Here is a 19,455-nt window from a genome sequence, read left to right as displayed (position 1 = left end):
CTCTTTTCTATCCAACAAGAGCTGTTCCAATTCTTACAAATGTTGCACCTTCTTCTACCGCAATTTCGTAGTCATTTGACATACCCATTGAAAGTTCTTGGCAAGGTGCAGATGGCAAGTTGAGATTAACAACTTCCTGTTGTAGATTTTTTAGTTCACGAAATACATTGCGAATAATTGCTTCATCTTCTGTATTTGGAGCCATTGTCATTAAACCAACTATATGGATATTTTCAAATTGCTCTAGACTCTTGATAAATGGTATGACTTCATCTTTGCTTAGCCCATGTTTCGATTGTTCTCCCGAGACATTTGCCTGTACAAAACAATTGATCGTTTTTTGTGCCCGTTTATTTATTTCCTCAGCTAAACTAAAACGATCCAGGGAATGAAGATAGTCTATTTCATTAATGACTTGTTTCACTTTTCTTGATTGCAGGGAACCGATGTAATGCCAAACTGCTGAATTATTAATTTCGCTTTTTTTTGCTAATAATCCTTCTGGACGGTTCTCACCGAGGTGAATTAATCCCGCTTCGATTGCTTCCATCGCTCTTTCTGTCGATACTTGTTTTGTGACGGCGATGACTTTCACTTCTTGCGCTCTTTCAATGCCATTTTGTGCCTGTTCTATTTTTTCATTTATGATTTGCAAGTTTTTTTGTATCTTTGCCAATTTAAACCCAACTTTGCATCTATAGTTTCTTTTATTGTATCAATCTACATGCTATTTTTCAATGCATAGAGACTTGCATCAAGCAAGTTCTCTTACCAAAATGACATCTTTTCCAACAACAAGCACATCACTGATTAGTACTTTTCTTACTTGTTCCTCACTTTGCATAAAGGACATGAACTTTTTCGGTTCGGAAACTAAAAATGCAACGATACTTCCTGTCTTTTCATCAACTTCCGCATCCACGATATAGCCGATAAACCGGCCATTACCCGCTTCGATGATTTCCTTCTGCTGCACATCCGAAAAACGCAAATATAATCTCCTTCCGCGTACATAATTATCTCATTCTATTCTTAATAACACTTATGCTTTGGAGAGCAAAATTTATACTAAATAGAAAAACTTCTTGCATAAATTCCAGTACTATTCAATGGCAAATAAAAGCGCACTTAAAAATAAGTGCGCTGCATGTATTATCCTAATTTATAGTCTTTTTGCATTGTCTCGATTGCATTTTTTTCCAAACGGGAAATTTGCGCTTGAGAAATGCCGAGTGATTTTGCAATTTCAGTTTGTGTTTCGCCGTAATAGAATCGCTTGGAAAGAATCATTTGTTGTCTTTCATCCAACTTTTGCATACTTTCTTTGACACTTACATACGCAACCCATTGTTCCTCGGATACATCATCATCTCTTAATTGATCCATAATATAAACGGCGTCACCACCATCTGAATAGATCGGCTCTTGCAAAGATAAGGGGTCTTGAATTGCATCCAGAGCATACAATACATCTTCTTTCTTCATTTCGATGGCTTCCGCTAACTGTTCGATTGTCGGCTCATGTAGATTTTCGGAAATAAATTTTTCTTTTGCTTGCATCGCTTTATAAGCAATGTCACGCAGGGATCGTGAGACACGTAATGCATGGTGATCACGCAAGTGTCTTCTAATTTCACCAATGATCATTGGTACAGCATATGTTGAAAATCGAACATTATGCTTCAGATCAAAATGATCAATAGCTTTCAATAAACCTATACAACCTACCTGGAATAGGTCATCTGCTTGTTCGCCTCGATAGGAAAACCTTCCGACGATGCTTAATACAAGCCTTAAATTACAAATGACCAGTTCATCTCTTACCCATTCTTCTCCTGCTTGTAAGCGAACGAACAGCGCTCTCATCTCTTCATGTTTTAGCACTGGCAAAGAAGCAGTATCTACACCACAAAGTTCTACTTTAGTACGAACCATCTTCTTTTCCTCCGAACTGTCTTTTTTTTCCCCGCATTTACTGCTGTAAAAATCAAAGGAATAAACAGTCAGCAAATGCTTGAATTTCTATGTGCACAGCCAATGAGTCCATCTAGTGTGAACTGTCTGCGAAAACCACATAGGTGGTCTTCAACTTTCCTAAGTTAATCTTGAAGAAAGTTTCACATATATCTCTGAACTGTTTTTTAAGTTTGTCCGGAATAAAAAAGAATATGCACAAAAAAATCGTCCAATTTCATCCAATCAATCAGAAAAGCGCAGATCGCCTTCCCAGCTCCGACAACAACTGGAGGGGCTGACAAAAGGGCGCTTTTTTGCCCTTTTTGCAGCACCGAAGTTGCTCGAGGAGCTGGCGATCGCAGCTGGACACTCGAAATGCGAAAGAATCGCCCGCCCAGCTCCGACATCAACTGGAGGGGCTGACAAAAGGGCGCTTTTTTGCCCTTTTTGCAGCACCGAAGTTGCTCGAGGAGCTGGCGATCGCAGCTGGACAACAAAAAGCGGAGCTGCTGCTTAGCTCCGCCTCAAAGGTCATCTTCCATTTTTCATCTTAAGAAATTGGCTGATTTAAATGTTCCCGTAAATCCAGAATAATTTTCTTTTCTAAACGTGAAATGTAGGATTGGGAGATTCCTAAATGATCTGCCACTTCTTTTTGTGTCATTTCCTGTTTGCCATTTAAGCCAAACCGGCATTCCATAATATAGCGTTCACGTTCACTCAATCCGTTGATTGCTTGGAACATGTGCTGACGTTCAATCTTCTTCTCGACATCATTCATGATGATTTGTTCTTCTGTTCCGAGAATATCCGAGAGTAGCAATTCATTTCCATCCGGGTCTGAATTTAAAGGCTCGTCTAGTGAAACCTCTCCCTTCATGCGGCTTGTCTTTCGCAAGTGCATCAAAATTTCATTTTCAATACATCTTGAAGCATATGTTGCTAATTTTATGTTTTTTTCAGTATTAAATGTTTCAATTGCTTTTATTAACCCAATGGAACCAATACTTATTAAATCTTCTATTGGCGTGCCTGTGTTATCAAAACGTCTTGCAATATAGACAACAAGACGGAGATTTCTCTCGATCAGGGTATCTCTCGCTCTTAAATCACCATTCATAAAGGCTTCAATAACTGTCATCTCTTCTTCTCTAGTTAATGGTACTGGCAATGAATCGTGCCCTCCTATATAGTACGTTCCTTTAAGACGAAACTTACTCCAAATTTTTCTAAATAGGTCAATTATTTTATTAAACAATCATTTTCCCCCTTTATGCGTAAATTTGATTAAGTGGTCCCTCACTATCGGATATATCTCCGCCAGTGATAGGTAGCTGAATAGCGCACGCGGTCTTATCTCTCCTACACTTCTTCACTTTACTAAACACTTAGGAAGGAGATTTAGTACCCTATATACCTTGTCCAAAATTTGGTTACGCGTTTTTTGGCGATTTAGACATTGCACTACTAATTAGACAAATGAAAGCATAGTAATTTATAGTGCTAAAACGTGAAGAATCATTTGTGCGTCTTGTGGGTATCTCGCATCTTGTTTAGTGAAAACAATATACTGTTCAAACATTTCTTTCGTAGTTGTACCGGTCAGTTTTAGCTTGTCAAATCGGAAAGCAAGGACTGTGGACCGTTCTTGCTGCACTGTCGATAGCGTCAACACCCTCACCTTTGGATAAACGTAAGCAGGAAACATCTTTAGTTGATAAGGATTTTTCTCATCCCATTCCAGCAAAGCTTTATGGAAATCTTCCGGTAAGTATGTCGATACTGCCGAATATGATAGAAAATGAACCGGTTTCCCGCTCATAGGTTCGGTGCATTCATTCCCTGTATCGATAAACCCTTTCAAACTATATGTTTTTTTAAATAATTCGAGGTCACAATCTACGACAAATGAATGTTGAATTTTGGATAGCGTCATCGCTCTCCATTTTGAATGGATCGCTGTTAGTCCTAAAAAGGCGATGGCTGTACATAAAATAAAAAAAGTAACTTCTGATTGATTTAATAAAAAGGGCAGTAAGCTTGTTAATACGCCACCCAAAAAAAAGGTAGTTATAAAAAGTACAGTGCCTTGCTTTAACAACGCCTGGAGTCTAAAGGAAAATGCTAGTCCAATGAGTACGATAAAACTTAGTAAGGCCCCAATCAATGTCTGGTAGAAAATGCTTGCAATCAGTCCACTGCAAAACGCACTAAGTAACAACCTACTCCTTTTTACATACAATCCCGTTATTTCTTGCGTGAACTTTAATAAAAAATAGTTGAATAACGTATTGTATAGTACGAGTAATTCTCCAATCATTTCAGCGTCCTCCTGTTAATAGAGTAACACCGCAGGCTTTCAGAAAATGTCAAACCGTCGTACAAATATGAATTTTCTTTTTGACAATATGTATTAAAAAGTGAAGTTTTTTGACACAATATGTAGAAATTCTTTAAAGGAAGTATATTACGAGGTAAAAATATGGTGAACCGTTCCGAGTCAGTTGTCGCTTATAGTCATTCAATATAATATTCTTTCTTTAGCAAAAAAGGGCCAACACGATGCTAATTGTGCAAGAGGTGCACGAAGCATGGCTCCTCATGTAAACCAAAAGCTCCTAGTGGGCCGCTACGATTTGATCAGTTTTGTTGTATAGGACCGTCAATGAATTTCGCTGCTGATATGAAGGCTTGAATTTACTGGATGCAAAGGATGCAAAAAAACCATCTCAACTTAGTGAGATGGCTTCAGACTGTTGATAAACGCTTTCATCCTGAGCTGAGCTGGTTGTCTCGTTCGTCCCCTCATGAACGTTTTGTTCTATTCAATTCTTCACTCGACTGCCTATCTTGTCTGCCAAGCGTTTTCAAGATAGTCTGTGTAATTTTTCATTATTGGAAATAACCTAAAAAAAACGTGTAGACAAAGTCGAAGCTCGACTTTGTCTACACTCTAGAACCATCTGTCGAATCTTATCTTACGATGCCGCTTATCGATTACGACGGTTACGCAGGAATGTTGGAATTTCCAGTACATCATCCTGCTGTTGTTGAACCTGTCTTTGTGGTTCTTGTTGAACCGGCTGCTCTTGCACTCGTTCACGCGCAGGTGCTTGAGGTTGGGCCTGGGCTTGGCCTCCACGCATTGTTGGGCGACTGCTTTGTTGTCGTTGTGGCTGAGTAAGAATATCATCAGAGAAACCTGTTGCGATGACGGTAACAATGATTTCATCATTTAAGTTCTCGTTGATTACAGAACCAAAAATCATGTTTACTTCCTCGTCTGAAGCTGATGCGACAATATCCGCCGCTTCCTGCACTTCAAATAAGCTTAGATTAGAGCCCCCAGTGATGTTCATGATAACGCCTTTTGCCCCATCAATCGAAGTTTCAAGTAATGGACTTGAGATCGCCTTTTTCGCTGCTTCCGTTGCACGGTTCTCGCCAGTGGCAATACCGATTCCCATTAATGCCGAACCTTTGTCAGACATGATTGTTTTAACGTCTGCAAAGTCAAGGTTAATTAATCCAGGCGTTGCGATCAAGTCCGAAATACCTTGAACCCCTTGGCGAAGCACATTATCTGCTTCACGGAAAGCTTCCAACATCGGAGTGCTCTTATCAACGATTTGCAATAATTTATCATTTGGAATGACGATTAAAGTATCTACAGCCTCTTTCATTGCTGCAATACCACCGATTGCCTGCGTTTGACGTTTACGGCCTTCAAATGAGAATGGTCGTGTCACTACACCGACAGTCAAAGCTCCTAAATCACGGGCAATTGAAGCAATTACCGGTGCTGCACCAGTACCTGTGCCCCCACCCATGCCAGCAGTAACGAAAACCATGTCGGCGCCACGCAAAACTTCCTCGATCTGCTCGCGGCTTTCTTCAGCCGCTTTTTTACCGACTTCAGGGTTTGCCCCTGCACCAAGACCTCTAGTCAGTTTGTTGCCGATCTGTAATCTATATTCTGCTTTTGAAAGGTTTAATGCTTGTGCATCGGTATTTACGGCGATAAAGTCAACGCCTTGTACACCATGCTCTATCATTCTATTTACTGCATTATTACCGCCACCGCCGACACCGATTACCTTGATGTTAGCCAGCTGGTCTATATTCGTATCAAATTCTAACATAGTTTCTCCTCCTGCCACACTTATCTTGAATTATTATTCAAAGAACTTATCGAAAAGTTTCTTAGCTTTATTAATTACGCTTGTTTTGTTTGTATTATTGCTATCTTTTTCCACAGTGTTGGATGTTTTTTTAGGAGGCGGTGTTCCAGCACCGACTGAAGCATATGCTGGCGCTTGGACTGGACTTCTACCATAGAATTCATCCTCTAAATGTGCATAACGTATTAAACCTACAGCTGTTGTATATGCCGATTCACGAACCCCAATATAGTCTGGAGTATAAATTCTTACACGTGTTTGCATAACTTGGCGAGCAAGCTGTGCAATTCCCTCTAGTTGTGCAACACCACCTGTAAGGACTACTCCACCAGGCAAATCACGAACTCCTAAACGGGCCAATTCATCTAAAACTAGTTCGAATAATTCTTCAAGACGGACACCGATAATTTCTGAAATGAACTTTTGGCTGTACTGATCCATCGCATCGGTGCCAGATACAGGCACTTCAAAAATTTCATCATCCGAAGCATCATCATAAAAGGCATGTCCAAACTGTTTTTTTATAATTTCCGCTTGCTCAGTTGGTGTCTTAAGTACAATCGATAAATCTTTCGTTATATGTTCGCCACCAACAGGGATCACCCCTGTCCGTGTGAGTAAACCTTCTTCGAATACTGCTACAGTAGTGGAACCTCCCCCTAGATCGATAAAGGCTGTTCCTTGATTTTTTTCGTCTTCAGTCAAAGCAAAAGATCCAGCTGCCAACGGTTGTAAATAGATTTCTCTAATTTGCAATCCAGCACGTTCTACACAACGCAAAACATTATGGACTAATGTTTTGGAAGTTGTAATCATTGTAGCATCCATTTCTAAACGAATACCAATCATACCGCGTGGGTCTTTAATTTCATCTAGATTATCAACTATGAATTGACGTGGGATTATATTAACAAGTTCTCTTTCTGGTGGAATTGACATCACTTGTGCGGATTCAATTACTCTGTCTAAATCTTCATCAGTAATTTCACGGTTTTCACTATTTACAGCTACTACACCTTTTACTGGTTGAAGTGTTGTTTGATTTGCGGGTATACCAAGTACTACTTCGTTTATTTTGATTCCTGTCATGCGTTCTGCTTGTTCGATTGCTTTTTTAATGGATTGTACAGTAGCATCTATATCAACGATTGCGCCTTTACGTATACCGTTGGATTTTACATTACCAACACCAATTACGTGCAATTGGTTATCTGTAATCTCTCCTATCAAAACTTTAATAGAAGATGAACCAATATCAAGTGATATATAAATATCTTGGTGATTCATCATTCCGCACCTCCTTCGTTTCCTGCTATATTTTATTCTATTGTAATTCCAAAGTAATGTCTAAATAAAATCATATACAAGATTTAATTTTACAGCTATTATACTGTATTTTCATCCTTTTTTATATGTCTCTCTTCCCATTTTGATATCAAAATTCGTCGAATGACTGCAATATTTTGGAACAATCGGACACCAAAGGCAAATATGGCAGCCAAATAGAGGTCAACACCCAGATGGACGCCCAAAAATGCCAGTCCTGCAGCAAGTGCTATATTAAAGAAAAAACCGGATACAAATACTTTATCGTCATATACTTGTTGCAGATTTGCACGTATTCCTCCAAATAAAGTATCCAAAGCCGCCAATACTGCTATTGATAAATAATTTTCATAAATAGCAGGGATTTGTATATCGGTTAATACTCCTAAACTTAAGCCTAATATTAGTCCTAATAATGGTAACCACATAGTTAGTCCCCTTCGTTGTTTTCAACTAAGTAATCTGTTGATAATGGTCCGTCAACTTCTGCAATTTTAATATTTTTTTGCGCTCCATTTATACGCAAGTTTAGATTATCCAAGTAAAAATCATCCCTAAAAGTTGAAGCATATAAGTAACCATATAGCTTTTCAGCTTTTTCGAAGGTTTCGGTTATAATTTTAATGTTAATATCCGTCTCATCAATGGCAACACCATTGACCGTTGTTGCACCATTGATATCCCGAATAGCCGATCGATGTGTAAGGCGTTGCCCCGCAATTTCGATATAAAGGCCATTATAGCGGTAGATTTCATTTACTAATCGAATTAATAAATCAGGTGCAATGGGTTCAATCTCATAACCAAATTGCACTAATTCCATGGCTGGGCTAATATCAAGCACCAATCCAGGCCCATTGACAGGCAATAGTCCAATTTCACGTTTAAGATCATCGACCGTTTTATTTAACAATGCAGCCTGACTTTGAGTATCATCGTCCTTATACTGTTCGATAAATTCATTATAAGTGGCTATTTCCGATAACAACTTTGAGTGATTTTCCTTTTCTTCGGATAGTTCCTGCCTGATTGCCCAAATATCCCTTGTGTCCCTTGTTGTAGGATTTTGAACTGTATTATATTGAACAGCAATCATAAGACCTACAATAAATGAGATAACCGTCATTTGGGTAACTATTCTTTTCTTCATCGGTTCCCCTCCTAAACGCTCTGGGCTTGTCCTCGGATAAAGTTATGCTTCATCACTTATTGAATCCATTTGTATAAGATTTTTCTCCTCAATCGTTACCACAATATTATCACTTAGTAATTGGTCAAATACTCCTCCGACAATTTTTAAAGAAGATATAAGTGTTTTCGAATCCCCGACTGCTTCAATGACAAACGGAGCAGGATAATGCTTCCCATCAATTGTTATTACCGGGCCATTACATCTGATATATGAATTCGATTTTAACCTTTGCCCATTAATCGAGATACTTTCGGCTCCAGATATCTTCAACTCATTGATTACAGAAAAGACATGGCTTTCATGCACGATATATTCATTTGGGTTTGTTGAATTGGGATCATATTCATTGTCGTTCAGAGTGACTTGTACTCCAGGTCCTTGGGAAGGAATTTTACCGAGCATCAATCGCAACTTCTCGGCTTCCTCAAGTAAATGCTCATATTTATCTTCATCCTTTGCAAAGGACCTTTCGTAATCTCTCAGCCGTTCTTGCAGATCCCTCAATTCTTCCGCCAATTCTTTGTTTCTTTCCTGCTGGTGAATTAAGTCTTCACGGTATGATTCTTCTTGTTCTACATAGGAGTTATTTCGGTTTTCATGATTTTTTGTTAATTTATAGGAGTAACCGATAATAAATCCTGTTGTGATGCATACAATTAGTATGATGAGCTGCTTTCTTGTAAATTTGCTGTTTTTTTTAGTCTGAAGTGGTTTCTTCATCATCCATCACTTCCTGTTCTTCACTCACCGCTCCATCTAACACATCCGTATTTAAGTCAAGTTCCACATACTCATCTTGATAGGATTTATAATACGAACCTACCTCGATATCAATTATCCCCTTTTCAGTAGAACCGGCGCTCTCGATTTGAGCAACAATGGAAGGGTAATAATTCAACTTTTCGGCTAAAGTAGTAACCTCTGCTCGGACTTCATACCCGTCATTCATAAAAAGGGTAAGTGCATAAGGGTCTGCACTGCTGGGTGTGGAATTTATTTGAGAAATTAACGATAGGACCGTCGAATCCAACTTTGCAAGTTCCTCCAATACCCTTTTCCTCAATTTTTCATCCTCAAATTCCAAAAATAACGGAGCATCAATAGGCGCCAAGCTGCTGGCTTCTTTGAATATATCTCCATTTTCCAACATAGGATAAAGCTCATTTTCAAGTGATATGTATGCAACCTTTTCCCATTCTTCGACTTCGATTTGCACGGTTGTCAACCATTTTCTTTTTACCGAAACATCCTTTACCCAGTGTTCCCTGCTTATTTTGTCCGAAACATCAGTTACTTTAAATCCCCACATCGAATCTCCCGGTTGTAAAGTGGATTGTTCTCTATAATAATCCGCGTCTACCAACTCGGCACCAACCACTTCAACATTTTTGATTTCGCTATATGGAGATTGAAAGTAAAGGAGTAAAAATAATGTTGCCAAGAATATTACAATCAAAAAAATAAATTTAAAGTTTGTTCTTTTTCTTCTTTTTTCTCTGAGAGTTGGAATCCGTTCTTCGATATCGATTACTTTATCCATAATTTTTACTCCTCCTTTCCTCCACTTTCTTTTCATATGGTTGATATCATACCATCATTTTATATATAGGACTTAGGTATTGTCGGTTCGATTTGCAAAGCTAATTATAATGGCCACAACAAACCAAATAATCATCAGCGATGTACCACCGTAACTAATAAAAGGCAAAGTTACTCCAGTTACGGGAATCAGACCGATAACAACTCCAATATTTAATGCTGCTTGGAATCCTACCATCCCGACCAACGCGGAGATGGCATAAAAATCGGAACTTTTCAGTGATTGAATGGCTAGTCCACAGCCTGAATATATAAAAACAGCAAAAAGTGCCAACACCACACATCCACCCAAGAATCCAATTTCCTCCAGGATTATGGAGAAGATAAAGTCATTTTGAGGCTCTGGCAAGTATAGAAACTTTTGACGGCTTTCCTGGAATCCATGTCCCAATAACCCTGCCGGACCTATCGCCAGCAACGATTGCACTGCCTGGAAGCCACTAACTAATGGATCCGCCCAAGGATTGATAAAAGCTTCAATCCGTTTCAGACGATATGGAGCAGAAGCAATTAACGCAACCAAACCAACTATCCCCAGAACTATAAACCCAACATATAATTTGATTGGGTATTTGGCAATGAAAAGTAAAATAAACGCCGCTACCACTAGGATGAACACAGACCCAAAATCTGGCTGCAGCATAATTAATGCACACGGAAGGATTATGATTAAAAAGTGTTTTATCTGGACAACACGCTCATCATTTTTGACTTTACTTAGCAAAAAACTTAAATACATCAAAGTCGTTATTTTGACGAGTTCTGCTGGTTGAATGGTTAGTGGACCAAGACCAATCCAGCTTTGGGAACCATTTCGTTCAAGGCCGATACCAGGAATCAATACTAGAACCAATAATACTAGAGAGAACACATAGAGTACAATCCAAGTCTTTTCCTGAGTAAAGAGCGGCATATTGGTAACAGTTAGAAATACAGCTAAAGCTAAAATCAAGTAAATAAGTTGCTTAATATAGAAAGGCAGTTCACCTTCGTAGTGAATCGCACTCCAATATGTACCGGCAGAATAAATGAAAGTGATTCCAAACAATGACAGCGAGATTGCAGAAAATATGAAGAGCCTCTTATAGGTAAACTTCAGCTAAGGCATCCTTTCTTATAAATACTCAAAAAGCACTGTGCTTAGAGGAATTTGCTCTAAGCACAAAAGTTTAATCTTTTCACTAAAAATCCGCCCTACTTCCATTACAGCTTCATTACAGCTTCAATGAACAAATCCCCGCGAATTTCAAAGCTTTTGTACTGATCCCAGCTGGCACATGCAGGAGACAATAATAAAACATCACCATCTTCGGAAATTGAAGCTGCTTTCGTTACGGCATCCTCTACATCTTCTGCCAATACCGCTTCTTCAACTCCACATGATTTTGCAAATTCGATAAATCTTTCACCTGTCTGTCCAAATGCTACAACACTTTTCACATTCTTCATGGATGCACGAAGCTCCTCAAAGGAGTGATTCCGATCCAACCCCCCAGCCAGTAAAATTATTGGCTGTGTGAAAGCCTCCAAAGCAACTTTTGTTGCCAGACAGTTTGTCGCTTTTGAGTCGTTATAAATTTTCCGTCCATTCCACTCCCGAACAAACTGTGTACGGTGACGGACTCCAGTGAAAGTTTTCAACACTTCTTCTAAAGCTTTTTTTTCACAGCCGTATAGAATACAGGCTGCAAGTGCTGCCAAAATATTTTCTAAGTTATGTTTCCCTGGGAGTGCTATATTTACTCTTTCTAAAAAGGCTTCACCCTGCCAATAGATCATCTCGTCATCAGCACTGATGCCGACATCGGACCGTCCATTTGAACTAAAAGGTATTTTACCTGCCTTCGATTTAGCAGCATATTCATTCACTATTTCCTGATCGGCATTGTATATGAACCAATCCGATTCATCTTGATTTTTCGTAATATTGAATTTAGCATTTGCGTAGTCCTCAAAACTACCATGGTAATCTAAATGTGCATCGTATAAATTCGTCAGAATGGCAATTTTCGGTTTGAACTCTTTCGTCCCCATTAGCTGGAATGAGGAAAGTTCCGTCACGATAACATTGTCTTTTGTCGCACCAGCCGCCACTCCGCAAGCAACTGTTCCTATATTTCCAGCAATTAATGGACTTTTCCGTCCTCTATTTAACATTTCGAAAATCAAAGTTGTCGTTGTCGTTTTCCCATTTGTCCCCGTAATTCCGATAATCGGTGCATCGCTGACTAAATAAGCAAGTTCGACTTCTGTAATCACCTGCACCCCCCGTTTCACCGCATCATCCACGATAGGGTTTGTATATGGAATGCCAGGATTTTTGACAAGCAATTCAAATCCTTCATCAAGCAAATCTTCTGGATGTCGACCACAGATCACAGTAATCCCTTTTTCTAGCAAGCTTTGTGCCTGTGGATTTTCATCAAAAGGCTTTGAATCATTCACTGTAACGAAAGCACCTAATTGATGAAGCAGTTCCGCGGCAGCTACGCCACTTTTTGCCAATCCCAATACCAAGACTTTTTTATGTTGCAATTTTGTATATTCAATCATAGCAATGCCTCCGATACTACTGCGATTAATGCCACTACTACTGCCGTTGACCAAAAGACGCCGACAACTTTGCGCTCTGACCAGCCGGACAATTCAAAATGGTGATGGATCGGACTCATTTTAAAAATACGTTTGCCTCGTAATTTAAAACTTGCCACCTGCAGGATAACCGATAATGTTTCAATAACAAAAACCAACCCAATCAACAGTAAAAGCAACTCCGCTTTCACAAGGATGGAGACAAGGGCGAGGGATCCGCCCAAAGCGAGGGATCCTGTATCACCCATAAATACTTTTGCAGGATTTGCATTGAAAATTAAAAATCCTAAAAGCGCACCCGTCACCGCAAATGTAAATAGTGCAACATCGGCCTGTTCATTATATAGTGCAATCACTCCAAATGCAGTAAAGGCAATCGATGCAGTCCCAGCAACCAGTCCATCTAATCCGTCCGTCAAGTTTACCGCATTTGAGAAACCGACCAACCAGAAAATTAAAAAACCTACATATAAAATACCTAAATCAATCGACCAATCGATAAACGGCACATTAATTGATGTATCGAATGAACCAAGCCGCAATAATAGAAATGCAGCGATTGAGATAATGATTTGGCCAATTAACTTTTGCAAAGATGTTAACCCTAGATTACGTTTAAAAATTACTTTTATCCCATCATCCAAAAATCCGATCAAGCCGAATCCAGCCAGCACTAGAATGATGACGATTGATTGAGTCGTAAATATGTCGTACATATTTCCAACAATTACCGTTGTAGCAATTATCGAGATTAAAAAAATTATGCCCCCCATTGTTGGAGTTCCAGCTTTTTTCATATGTGATTGTGGACCTTCTTCCCGAATACTCTGTCCAAACTTCAATCGACGAAGCAACGGGATGAATATCGGTGCTAAAACCACAGAAACGATAAATGAAATTGCTAGAATGGTTATTGTTGTTGTGATTGTCATGTTAGATCTCCTCTAATTTCAGTTCATTCTTCTTTAGTACTACTCTAAAACCATGTTTGGCATTTAAACTAAGAAGTTAATCATTCATTTTTTTCGTCTAAGTAAAGATGTATTGTTCCATCTTGTTCAAGAATATTATCTGGTTCAGGCAATTGTGATTTGATAATCGTACCTTCGCCATGCAACTCCATCTTAAATGGATATTGTAATTTTGCTAATTCATCTACCGAATAACCAACCAAATTAGGAACTCGGTCCGTTATAGGGTCTCCCCAACGATATTGCTTTTCCATTTGTCCTTCACGATTTACTTCAATGCCGACTGTAGGTGCAATATCTTCAATAATTTGTCCGACGATAGGCGCGGCAATTGTACTACCAAAAACTGTCGCGCTTTTCGGATTGTCGATTGCCACATAAACTACAACCTCGGGTTTATCCGCAGGTGCAAAACCGATAAAGGAAACGATATATTCTCCATCTTTATATCGGCCATCAACCGCTTTTTGTGCCGTTCCTGTTTTGCCGCCAATACGGAGACCATCACGAAATGCTTGTCTACCTGATCCATTGGCAACAACCGATTCCAATGCGTTACGGACTTTTGCAGATGTCGCTTCACTTATGACTGTTCGTTTCATTTCTGGCTTAGTTTCAGAAATGACCTTGCCAGATTCCGGATCTACGACTTTGGAAACGACATACGGTGTAAATAATTTCCCACCGTTAACTGCAGCTGCTACTGCTTGAACCTGTTGAATCGGCGTAACAGCAATCCCTTGGCCAAAGGAGGTTGTGGCATGTTCGACAGGTCCAAAGTTTTCTTTGGAAAAAAGTATACCGGATGCTTCCCCTGGAATATTGGAGCCAGTAGGTTCACCAAAACCGAAATCTTTTATATATTGCAGAAGCTTGTCAGAGCCCACTCGCTGACCTAGCTCGATAAAACCTGGATTGCAGGAATTTTCTACAACTTGCATGAACGTCTCTTGGCCATGACCTTCACGCTTCCAACAACGCAACCGTGTATCTTCCACAATTGTATATCCCTTGTCAAAAAACGTATCTTTTTCTAAATCGACAACGTTTTCCTCAAGTGCTGCACTTAGTGTAATAATTTTAAATGTAGACCCCGGCTCATAGGTCATCCAAACTGGCAAATTGCGGTTATAAATTGATTGATCTACATCATCAAAATTAGCGGGATCATATGTAGGATACGATGACAGCCCCAATATTTCACCAGTATTTACATTCATGGCAATTGCTAATGCCTGATCGGCATCATATTTTTCCATCGCTTGCGATAACTCTCGTTCCACTACCTTTTGGACTTCCAAATCAATCGTTAGCTCGACAGTTGCTCCTTGATCTCCTTCACGCCATTCATCATCCACATGAGGCAGGGAATTCCCCTGCGCATCAGTAAAGAGTCGAATTGCAGCCTCCTTGGAAGTCAATACTTTGTCATATTGGTACTCAATACCGGCAAGACCTTGTGTATCATAGCCTGTAAAACCGATAAAGCGCGACAATAAATTTCCATAAGGGTAATGTCGGACATAGTCTACGCCACTATACAAACCGTCGATCTTGAGACTCTGAATTTCAACAGCTTGTTCATACGTAATATTTTTGGCCTCTGGTGCAAGTTTTACTAAATAAGTCCGCTTATTCATTTTTTCGAACAACTTGTCTGCATCCAGATCTAACACCGAAGCAATTTGCTTGGCAGCTTCTTCAATATTATCATTTTGTGCAGGCATAAAATAAAGAGTCGGAGCCAATTTATTCGTTACGATGGTTTCCCCGTTACGGTCGACAATTTCCCCTCTTTCTGAAGCAAACGGAATCTCCCTATCCCAATTCTCTTTTGCAAGTTTCGTCAATTCATCGTGCTGAATGACTTGTACATAAAATAACCTAATAACAACCGCTATCCCAAAAAGAATAAACCCATAAACAATCAACTTTAAGCGTTTCTTTGAAATGGTCGAAATCCACTTCATCTACTATTCACACCTCGTTTTTAACAAAGTATGAATGAAAAGCGATTTCTATTCGGATATTTAATGATATTCAACTTGGTGCACTCCACTTCCAACGCTAAGAATTAATGATTTAAGGAAGTTAATCTTGCGGCAATTCTTCTCCATCTATAAAAGTTTCTTCTATAGGGGGTGAGGAATATATCTCTTCAGGCGTCCTTAGCTGCACAACGATTGGGGAACCTTGATCCACGATTGTATTAGCAGAGACACTTTGGCTTTCAACATATCCCTCTCCAACTATTTCAATTGTCAGTCCGGACATCATTTTATAAACCAACAGATTTCGGAGCGACCAGTTACTGAATGAAGGTAAAGTAATCGACCCTTCCGTTTTCAAAAAGACTATACTTCCCTTTGTTATAGATAAATCTTTTTCTGGATATTGATCAATGATCTTGCCACCATCTCCAATAATGACCGGTGTAACACCTTGGTTCATCAACTCTACCTGAACATTATCAGCATTATCACCAACATAATCTTTCAACGTCGTTTTTTGTGCTTCCGCTACATCTTCAGGGTTTATATTTAAATATTTCAAACTGTTTTGCATCACGGAGGTGAACACTTCGGATACAGGTGCTGATCCAAGCTCTGTCGCTTCTAGTTTAGGTTGTTTTACCGCAACATAGACAATTAATTGTGGATCATCTGCCGGAGCCAGACCTAAAAATGAATATAAATAATTATTTTTATTGCCTGTCAGGTATCTACCCGATCCATCTGATCTAGGGATGTATGCTGTTCCTGTTTTCCCGGCCACATCATAACCTTCGATAGCGAAACTTTTGGCCGTCCCGACCTCTGAAGTAACAGTAGAAGCTAGAATTTCACGAACTTGCTTTGCTGTTTCTTTGGATATCGGATTCCCTTTTACCGTCGGTTTCTCTTCTTTAATTACTTTGCCGGTTGAGGAATCCACTATTTTATTAATCACATATGGCTGCATCATTTCACCATCATTCGCAATTGCTGTCATGGCCTGGACAAGCTGAATAGGTGTTGCTGTTGATCCTTGTCCATATGAAGTTGTCACATAGTTTATCGGCCAGTTCGTCAATAATGTACCCGATGCTTCCCCGGGTAAATCGATACCAGTCTTTTCTCCAAATCCAAACTTCTTGAAGTAATCTATTAATGTATCATTTCCGATATATTCTAGAAGATTCGCCATAGCTGTATTCGATGACCGTTGGAATCCTTGCAAATACGTTATCGGTCCCCAACCTCTTTGGTTATGGTCCCGAATCGTATCCCCCAGCAATGTGTAGGAACCTGATTGATAATAAGCGTTTGGAGCCCAATTATCTGTTTCTATCGCTGTTGCTAGAGTGAAAGTTTTCATGGTTGAACCAGGTTCAATTACCGATTCTATGACATTGTTATTCCATGAATCAAGCCCTTCTCTTGTATCCGGGTCAAAAGTCGGTCGCTGGGACATCGCCAAAATTTCACCAGTTTTGGGATCTGCGACTACCGCAACCATCGATTCAGGATTGTATTTTTTATATACGTTCGTCATTGACTCTTCCAGGAAGTTCTGAATCGTCTTATCTATAGTTAAATAGATATCATCCCCATTTTCAGCAGGTGTTACCATTTTTTCGCTATTTGGCAACAAATATCCGAAAATGTCACTCTCGTATTGGATTGAGCCGTCCTTACCCGTCAACTCTTTGTTGTAAGTATATTCCAAGCCCATTTTCCCTACAGTTTTAAAAGTGCTATCCTCTTGCTCTTCCTTTAATGCGAAACCAATTAAATGGGAGGCAAATGGACCATTTGGGTAATAGCGGGTTGAATCGCTTGTGAAAGTAATTCCTTCCAGTTTTTCATTTTTAATGGCCGTCATTACTTCGTGACTGATGCTGCGACCGGCTACACCAAATTCAACTTGGTAAGGTGTCCTTCCATCACTGAGTTTTCTAGTGAGGATTTTATAAATCTCTGACTCTTCCATCGATATATATTTGGCCAGAACTTTGGCCGTTTTTTCAGGATTGACTACATGTCTTGGTTTGTCCTTGTCTGTAGTCGCCTCGGGATTCACCACCGCTACAAGCCGATAGCTTAGTGTATCTTCTGCAATTACACCGCCATTTCGGTCAAGAATCTTGCCGCGTTCGGCAGTCAGGATTGCTTCTTTCCCGTAAAGTGCAGCTGCTTTTGCTTCTAGTTGCTGCCCTTTCACTTCACCAGTTGACTGAATATAAAAAATACGAATAAATAATGCAAAAAAGAGCCCTCCGTAAATAACTAACATTAGAAAGGCTCCCCATTGGAATCGAAATCTCTTTTTTTTCATTCTCCCGGCACTACCTTCACATTTTTCTCATTAAGTGTTAAACCGAGTTCTTTTGCTTTCTCCCAAATTCTCTCATAGGTTGATAATTCACTCACTTGAACTTTTAAATTCACATTTTGTTTTTCTAGCTCCGTGATTTCCGATTCAATTTTTTGTATCTCCATGGTCGTTTGCTGAATTGAACTCTGCTTATGTAGTATAGTAACTGCCAAAGCACAAACCAGGACAATGAATGCGATATAGAGCATTTTTTCTTTTGCTGTGATTATCGATTTCTTTCTTTTATTTCTCTGTTGTTGTACTTGTTGCTGTTCAGGATTTACCGGTTGGCTCACATAAGAATTTTGCCTAGCACGTACTGCCATTTATTCTCGTCCTTTCTCGCTTATTTTCTCGGCAATTCTCAGTTTTGCCGATCGTGAACGATTATTTTTTTCAAGCTCCTCATCTGTAGGTACAATTGGCTTTCTAGTAACAAGTTTCAATGATGGCTTGAACTCATCCGGGATTACCGGTAAACCGGGTGGTAAATCTGGAAGAGAGGAAGCCTCTTTAAAAATGGATTTGGTTAATCGGTCTTCTAAAGAGTGGAATGTAATCACGCTAATTCTCCCACCAACCTTTAACAACTTCAATGCATCAACTAATGAATCTTCCGCTGCTCCCAACTCATCATTAACCGCAATTCGAATTGCTTGGAAAACTCTCTTCGCTGGATGACCACCCTTTCTTCGGGCAGGTGCAGGGATTCCTTCCTTAATAAGTTCCACCAGTTGTCCAGTTGTTTCAATGGGTGCGTTTTTTCTTGTTTCCTCGATTTTTCTAGCAATTTGCTTGGAGAACTTTTCCTCCCCATATCGGAAGAAAATACGTACTAAATCTTCGTAAGCCCATTCATTCACTACATGGAAAGCAGAAAGCGGTGCTGTTTGGTCCATACGCATATCTAAAGGTGCATCGTGATGATAACTAAATCCGCGTTCCGGAGTATCTAGTTGTGGAGAAGAGACACCCAAGTCATAAAGAATGCCATCAACTTTTTGAATATTAAGCTTTTGTAATTCTTCTTTCACGTACCGGAAATTCGAATGTACAAATGTCACTCGGTCTAAATAGTCCGCTAATCGTACTTTTGCATTTTCTATCGCTGTCGTATCTTGGTCGAAACAAATAAGTCGACCTTCTGATGATAATTGCTGTACTAAGTATTCACTATGCCCAGCGCCACCTAATGTACAATCCACATATATTCCTTTGGGATTGATGTTCAGTCCATCAACAGTTTCTTTTAATAATACGGTTGTATGATCGAACATTCACC

General features: G+C 39.5%; 18 protein-coding genes. All 18 read right to left on the bottom strand.

Going from position 1 to position 19,455, the window contains the following annotated elements:
* Positions 1 to 7: 7 nt before the first annotated feature.
* Positions 8 to 676, bottom strand: coding sequence for a YggS family pyridoxal phosphate-dependent enzyme (locus tag CD33_RS16750; protein ID WP_036202779.1), 669 nt, complete (start codon positions 674 to 676; stop codon positions 8 to 10).
* A gap of 78 nt (positions 677 to 754) precedes the next feature.
* Positions 755 to 991 carry a PRC-barrel domain-containing protein gene (locus tag CD33_RS16745; RefSeq protein ID WP_036202776.1) on the bottom strand — a complete coding sequence of 79 codons (237 nt, stop codon included), beginning with the start codon at positions 989 to 991 and terminating at the stop codon, positions 755 to 757.
* A gap of 161 nt (positions 992 to 1,152) precedes the next feature.
* Positions 1,153 to 1,935 carry an RNA polymerase sporulation sigma factor SigG gene (sigG, locus tag CD33_RS16740; protein ID WP_036202775.1) on the bottom strand — a complete coding sequence of 261 codons (783 nt, stop codon included), beginning with the start codon at positions 1,933 to 1,935 and terminating at the stop codon, positions 1,153 to 1,155.
* Between the two features lie 571 nt (positions 1,936 to 2,506).
* Positions 2,507 to 3,214 carry an RNA polymerase sporulation sigma factor SigE gene (gene sigE / locus CD33_RS16730; RefSeq protein WP_036202769.1) on the bottom strand — a complete coding sequence of 236 codons (708 nt, stop codon included), beginning with the start codon at positions 3,212 to 3,214 and terminating at the stop codon, positions 2,507 to 2,509.
* A gap of 237 nt (positions 3,215 to 3,451) precedes the next feature.
* On the bottom strand, positions 3,452 to 4,276 hold the full coding sequence (locus CD33_RS16725; RefSeq protein ID WP_036202766.1) for a sigma-E processing peptidase SpoIIGA: 825 nt from the start codon (positions 4,274 to 4,276) through the stop codon (positions 3,452 to 3,454).
* Positions 4,277 to 4,946: 670 nt separating this feature from the next.
* Positions 4,947 to 6,098: a cell division protein FtsZ gene (gene ftsZ / locus CD33_RS16720; protein WP_036202762.1), complete on the bottom strand. Its 1,152-nt coding sequence runs from the start codon at positions 6,096 to 6,098 to the stop codon at positions 4,947 to 4,949.
* Between the two features lie 33 nt (positions 6,099 to 6,131).
* Positions 6,132 to 7,424 (bottom strand): cell division protein FtsA, encoded by a 1,293-nt coding sequence (ftsA, locus tag CD33_RS16715; protein WP_036204080.1) that lies wholly within the window; start codon positions 7,422 to 7,424, stop codon positions 6,132 to 6,134.
* Between the two features lie 98 nt (positions 7,425 to 7,522).
* Positions 7,523 to 7,891: a small basic family protein gene (locus CD33_RS16710; protein ID WP_036202759.1), complete on the bottom strand. Its 369-nt coding sequence runs from the start codon at positions 7,889 to 7,891 to the stop codon at positions 7,523 to 7,525.
* 2 nt (positions 7,892 to 7,893) lie between these two features.
* Positions 7,894 to 8,613 carry a DUF881 domain-containing protein gene (locus CD33_RS16705; RefSeq protein WP_036202756.1) on the bottom strand — a complete coding sequence of 240 codons (720 nt, stop codon included), beginning with the start codon at positions 8,611 to 8,613 and terminating at the stop codon, positions 7,894 to 7,896.
* 42 nt (positions 8,614 to 8,655) lie between these two features.
* Positions 8,656 to 9,375 (bottom strand): DUF881 domain-containing protein, encoded by a 720-nt coding sequence (locus tag CD33_RS16700; RefSeq protein ID WP_036204077.1) that lies wholly within the window; start codon positions 9,373 to 9,375, stop codon positions 8,656 to 8,658.
* Positions 9,353 to 10,195, bottom strand: a complete 843-nt coding sequence (locus tag CD33_RS16695; RefSeq protein ID WP_036202754.1) for a cell division protein FtsQ/DivIB — start codon at positions 10,193 to 10,195, stop codon at positions 9,353 to 9,355. Before CD33_RS16695 ends, CD33_RS16700 begins: the two co-directional genes overlap by 23 nt.
* Before the next feature lie 72 nt (positions 10,196 to 10,267).
* The gene (locus CD33_RS16690) at positions 10,268 to 11,353 is read right to left on the bottom strand and encodes an FtsW/RodA/SpoVE family cell cycle protein (protein ID WP_088291722.1); all 1,086 of its coding nucleotides are present in this window, start codon (positions 11,351 to 11,353) and stop codon (positions 10,268 to 10,270) included.
* Between the two features lie 104 nt (positions 11,354 to 11,457).
* Positions 11,458 to 12,807, bottom strand: a complete 1,350-nt coding sequence (gene murD / locus CD33_RS16685) for a UDP-N-acetylmuramoyl-L-alanine--D-glutamate ligase (RefSeq protein ID WP_036202751.1) — start codon at positions 12,805 to 12,807, stop codon at positions 11,458 to 11,460.
* Complete coding sequence (gene mraY / locus CD33_RS16680; RefSeq protein WP_036202749.1) at positions 12,804 to 13,778, bottom strand: phospho-N-acetylmuramoyl-pentapeptide-transferase; 975 nt, start codon at positions 13,776 to 13,778, stop codon at positions 12,804 to 12,806. Before mraY ends, murD begins: the two co-directional genes overlap by 4 nt.
* A gap of 80 nt (positions 13,779 to 13,858) precedes the next feature.
* The gene (locus CD33_RS16675; protein ID WP_036202747.1) at positions 13,859 to 15,787 is read right to left on the bottom strand and encodes a stage V sporulation protein D; all 1,929 of its coding nucleotides are present in this window, start codon (positions 15,785 to 15,787) and stop codon (positions 13,859 to 13,861) included.
* Between the two features lie 121 nt (positions 15,788 to 15,908).
* Positions 15,909 to 18,134, bottom strand: coding sequence for a penicillin-binding protein (locus CD33_RS16670; RefSeq protein ID WP_176400037.1), 2,226 nt, complete (start codon positions 18,132 to 18,134; stop codon positions 15,909 to 15,911).
* Positions 18,131 to 18,499, bottom strand: coding sequence for a cell division protein FtsL (ftsL, locus tag CD33_RS16665; RefSeq protein WP_036202741.1), 369 nt, complete (start codon positions 18,497 to 18,499; stop codon positions 18,131 to 18,133). The genes CD33_RS16670 and ftsL overlap by 4 nt, the downstream gene beginning before the upstream one ends.
* The gene (rsmH, locus tag CD33_RS16660) at positions 18,500 to 19,450 is read right to left on the bottom strand and encodes a 16S rRNA (cytosine(1402)-N(4))-methyltransferase RsmH (RefSeq protein ID WP_036202738.1); all 951 of its coding nucleotides are present in this window, start codon (positions 19,448 to 19,450) and stop codon (positions 18,500 to 18,502) included.
* Positions 19,451 to 19,455 lie beyond the last annotated feature (5 nt).

This window comes from Ureibacillus sinduriensis BLB-1 = JCM 15800 (genome assembly GCF_000772955.1).
Lineage (GTDB): Bacteria > Bacillota > Bacilli > Bacillales_A > Planococcaceae > Ureibacillus > Ureibacillus sinduriensis.
The sequence above is the reverse complement of the archived record's forward strand: the minus strand, read 5'-3'. Positions and strand labels throughout refer to the sequence as shown.

Bases quoted from the DNA above. Each gene is read 5' to 3' on its own strand.
- sigG (WP_036202775.1), bottom strand. From the start codon at position 1,935: ATGGTTCGTACTAAAGTAGAACTTTGTGGTGTAGATACTGCTTCTTTG.
- CD33_RS16725 (WP_036202766.1), bottom strand. From the start codon at position 4,276: ATGATTGGAGAATTACTCGTACTATACAATACGTTATTCAACTATTTT.
- ftsZ (WP_036202762.1), bottom strand. From the start codon at position 6,098: ATGTTAGAATTTGATACGAATATAGACCAGCTGGCTAACATCAAGGTA.
- ftsA (WP_036204080.1), bottom strand. From the start codon at position 7,424: ATGAATCACCAAGATATTTATATATCACTTGATATTGGTTCATCTTCT.
- CD33_RS16710 (WP_036202759.1), bottom strand. From the start codon at position 7,891: ATGTGGTTACCATTATTAGGACTAATATTAGGCTTAAGTTTAGGAGTA.
- CD33_RS16705 (WP_036202756.1), bottom strand. From the start codon at position 8,613: ATGAAGAAAAGAATAGTTACCCAAATGACGGTTATCTCATTTATTGTA.
- CD33_RS16700 (WP_036204077.1), bottom strand. From the start codon at position 9,375: ATGAAGAAACCACTTCAGACTAAAAAAAACAGCAAATTTACAAGAAAG.
- CD33_RS16695 (WP_036202754.1), bottom strand. From the start codon at position 10,195: ATGGATAAAGTAATCGATATCGAAGAACGGATTCCAACTCTCAGAGAA.
- murD (WP_036202751.1), bottom strand. From the start codon at position 12,807: ATGATTGAATATACAAAATTGCAACATAAAAAAGTCTTGGTATTGGGA.
- mraY (WP_036202749.1), bottom strand. From the start codon at position 13,778: ATGACAATCACAACAACAATAACCATTCTAGCAATTTCATTTATCGTT.
- CD33_RS16675 (WP_036202747.1), bottom strand. From the start codon at position 15,787: ATGAAGTGGATTTCGACCATTTCAAAGAAACGCTTAAAGTTGATTGTT.
- CD33_RS16670 (WP_176400037.1), bottom strand. From the start codon at position 18,134: ATGAAAAAAAAGAGATTTCGATTCCAATGGGGAGCCTTTCTAATGTTA.
- ftsL (WP_036202741.1), bottom strand. From the start codon at position 18,499: ATGGCAGTACGTGCTAGGCAAAATTCTTATGTGAGCCAACCGGTAAAT.
- rsmH (WP_036202738.1), bottom strand. From the start codon at position 19,450: ATGTTCGATCATACAACCGTATTATTAAAAGAAACTGTTGATGGACTG.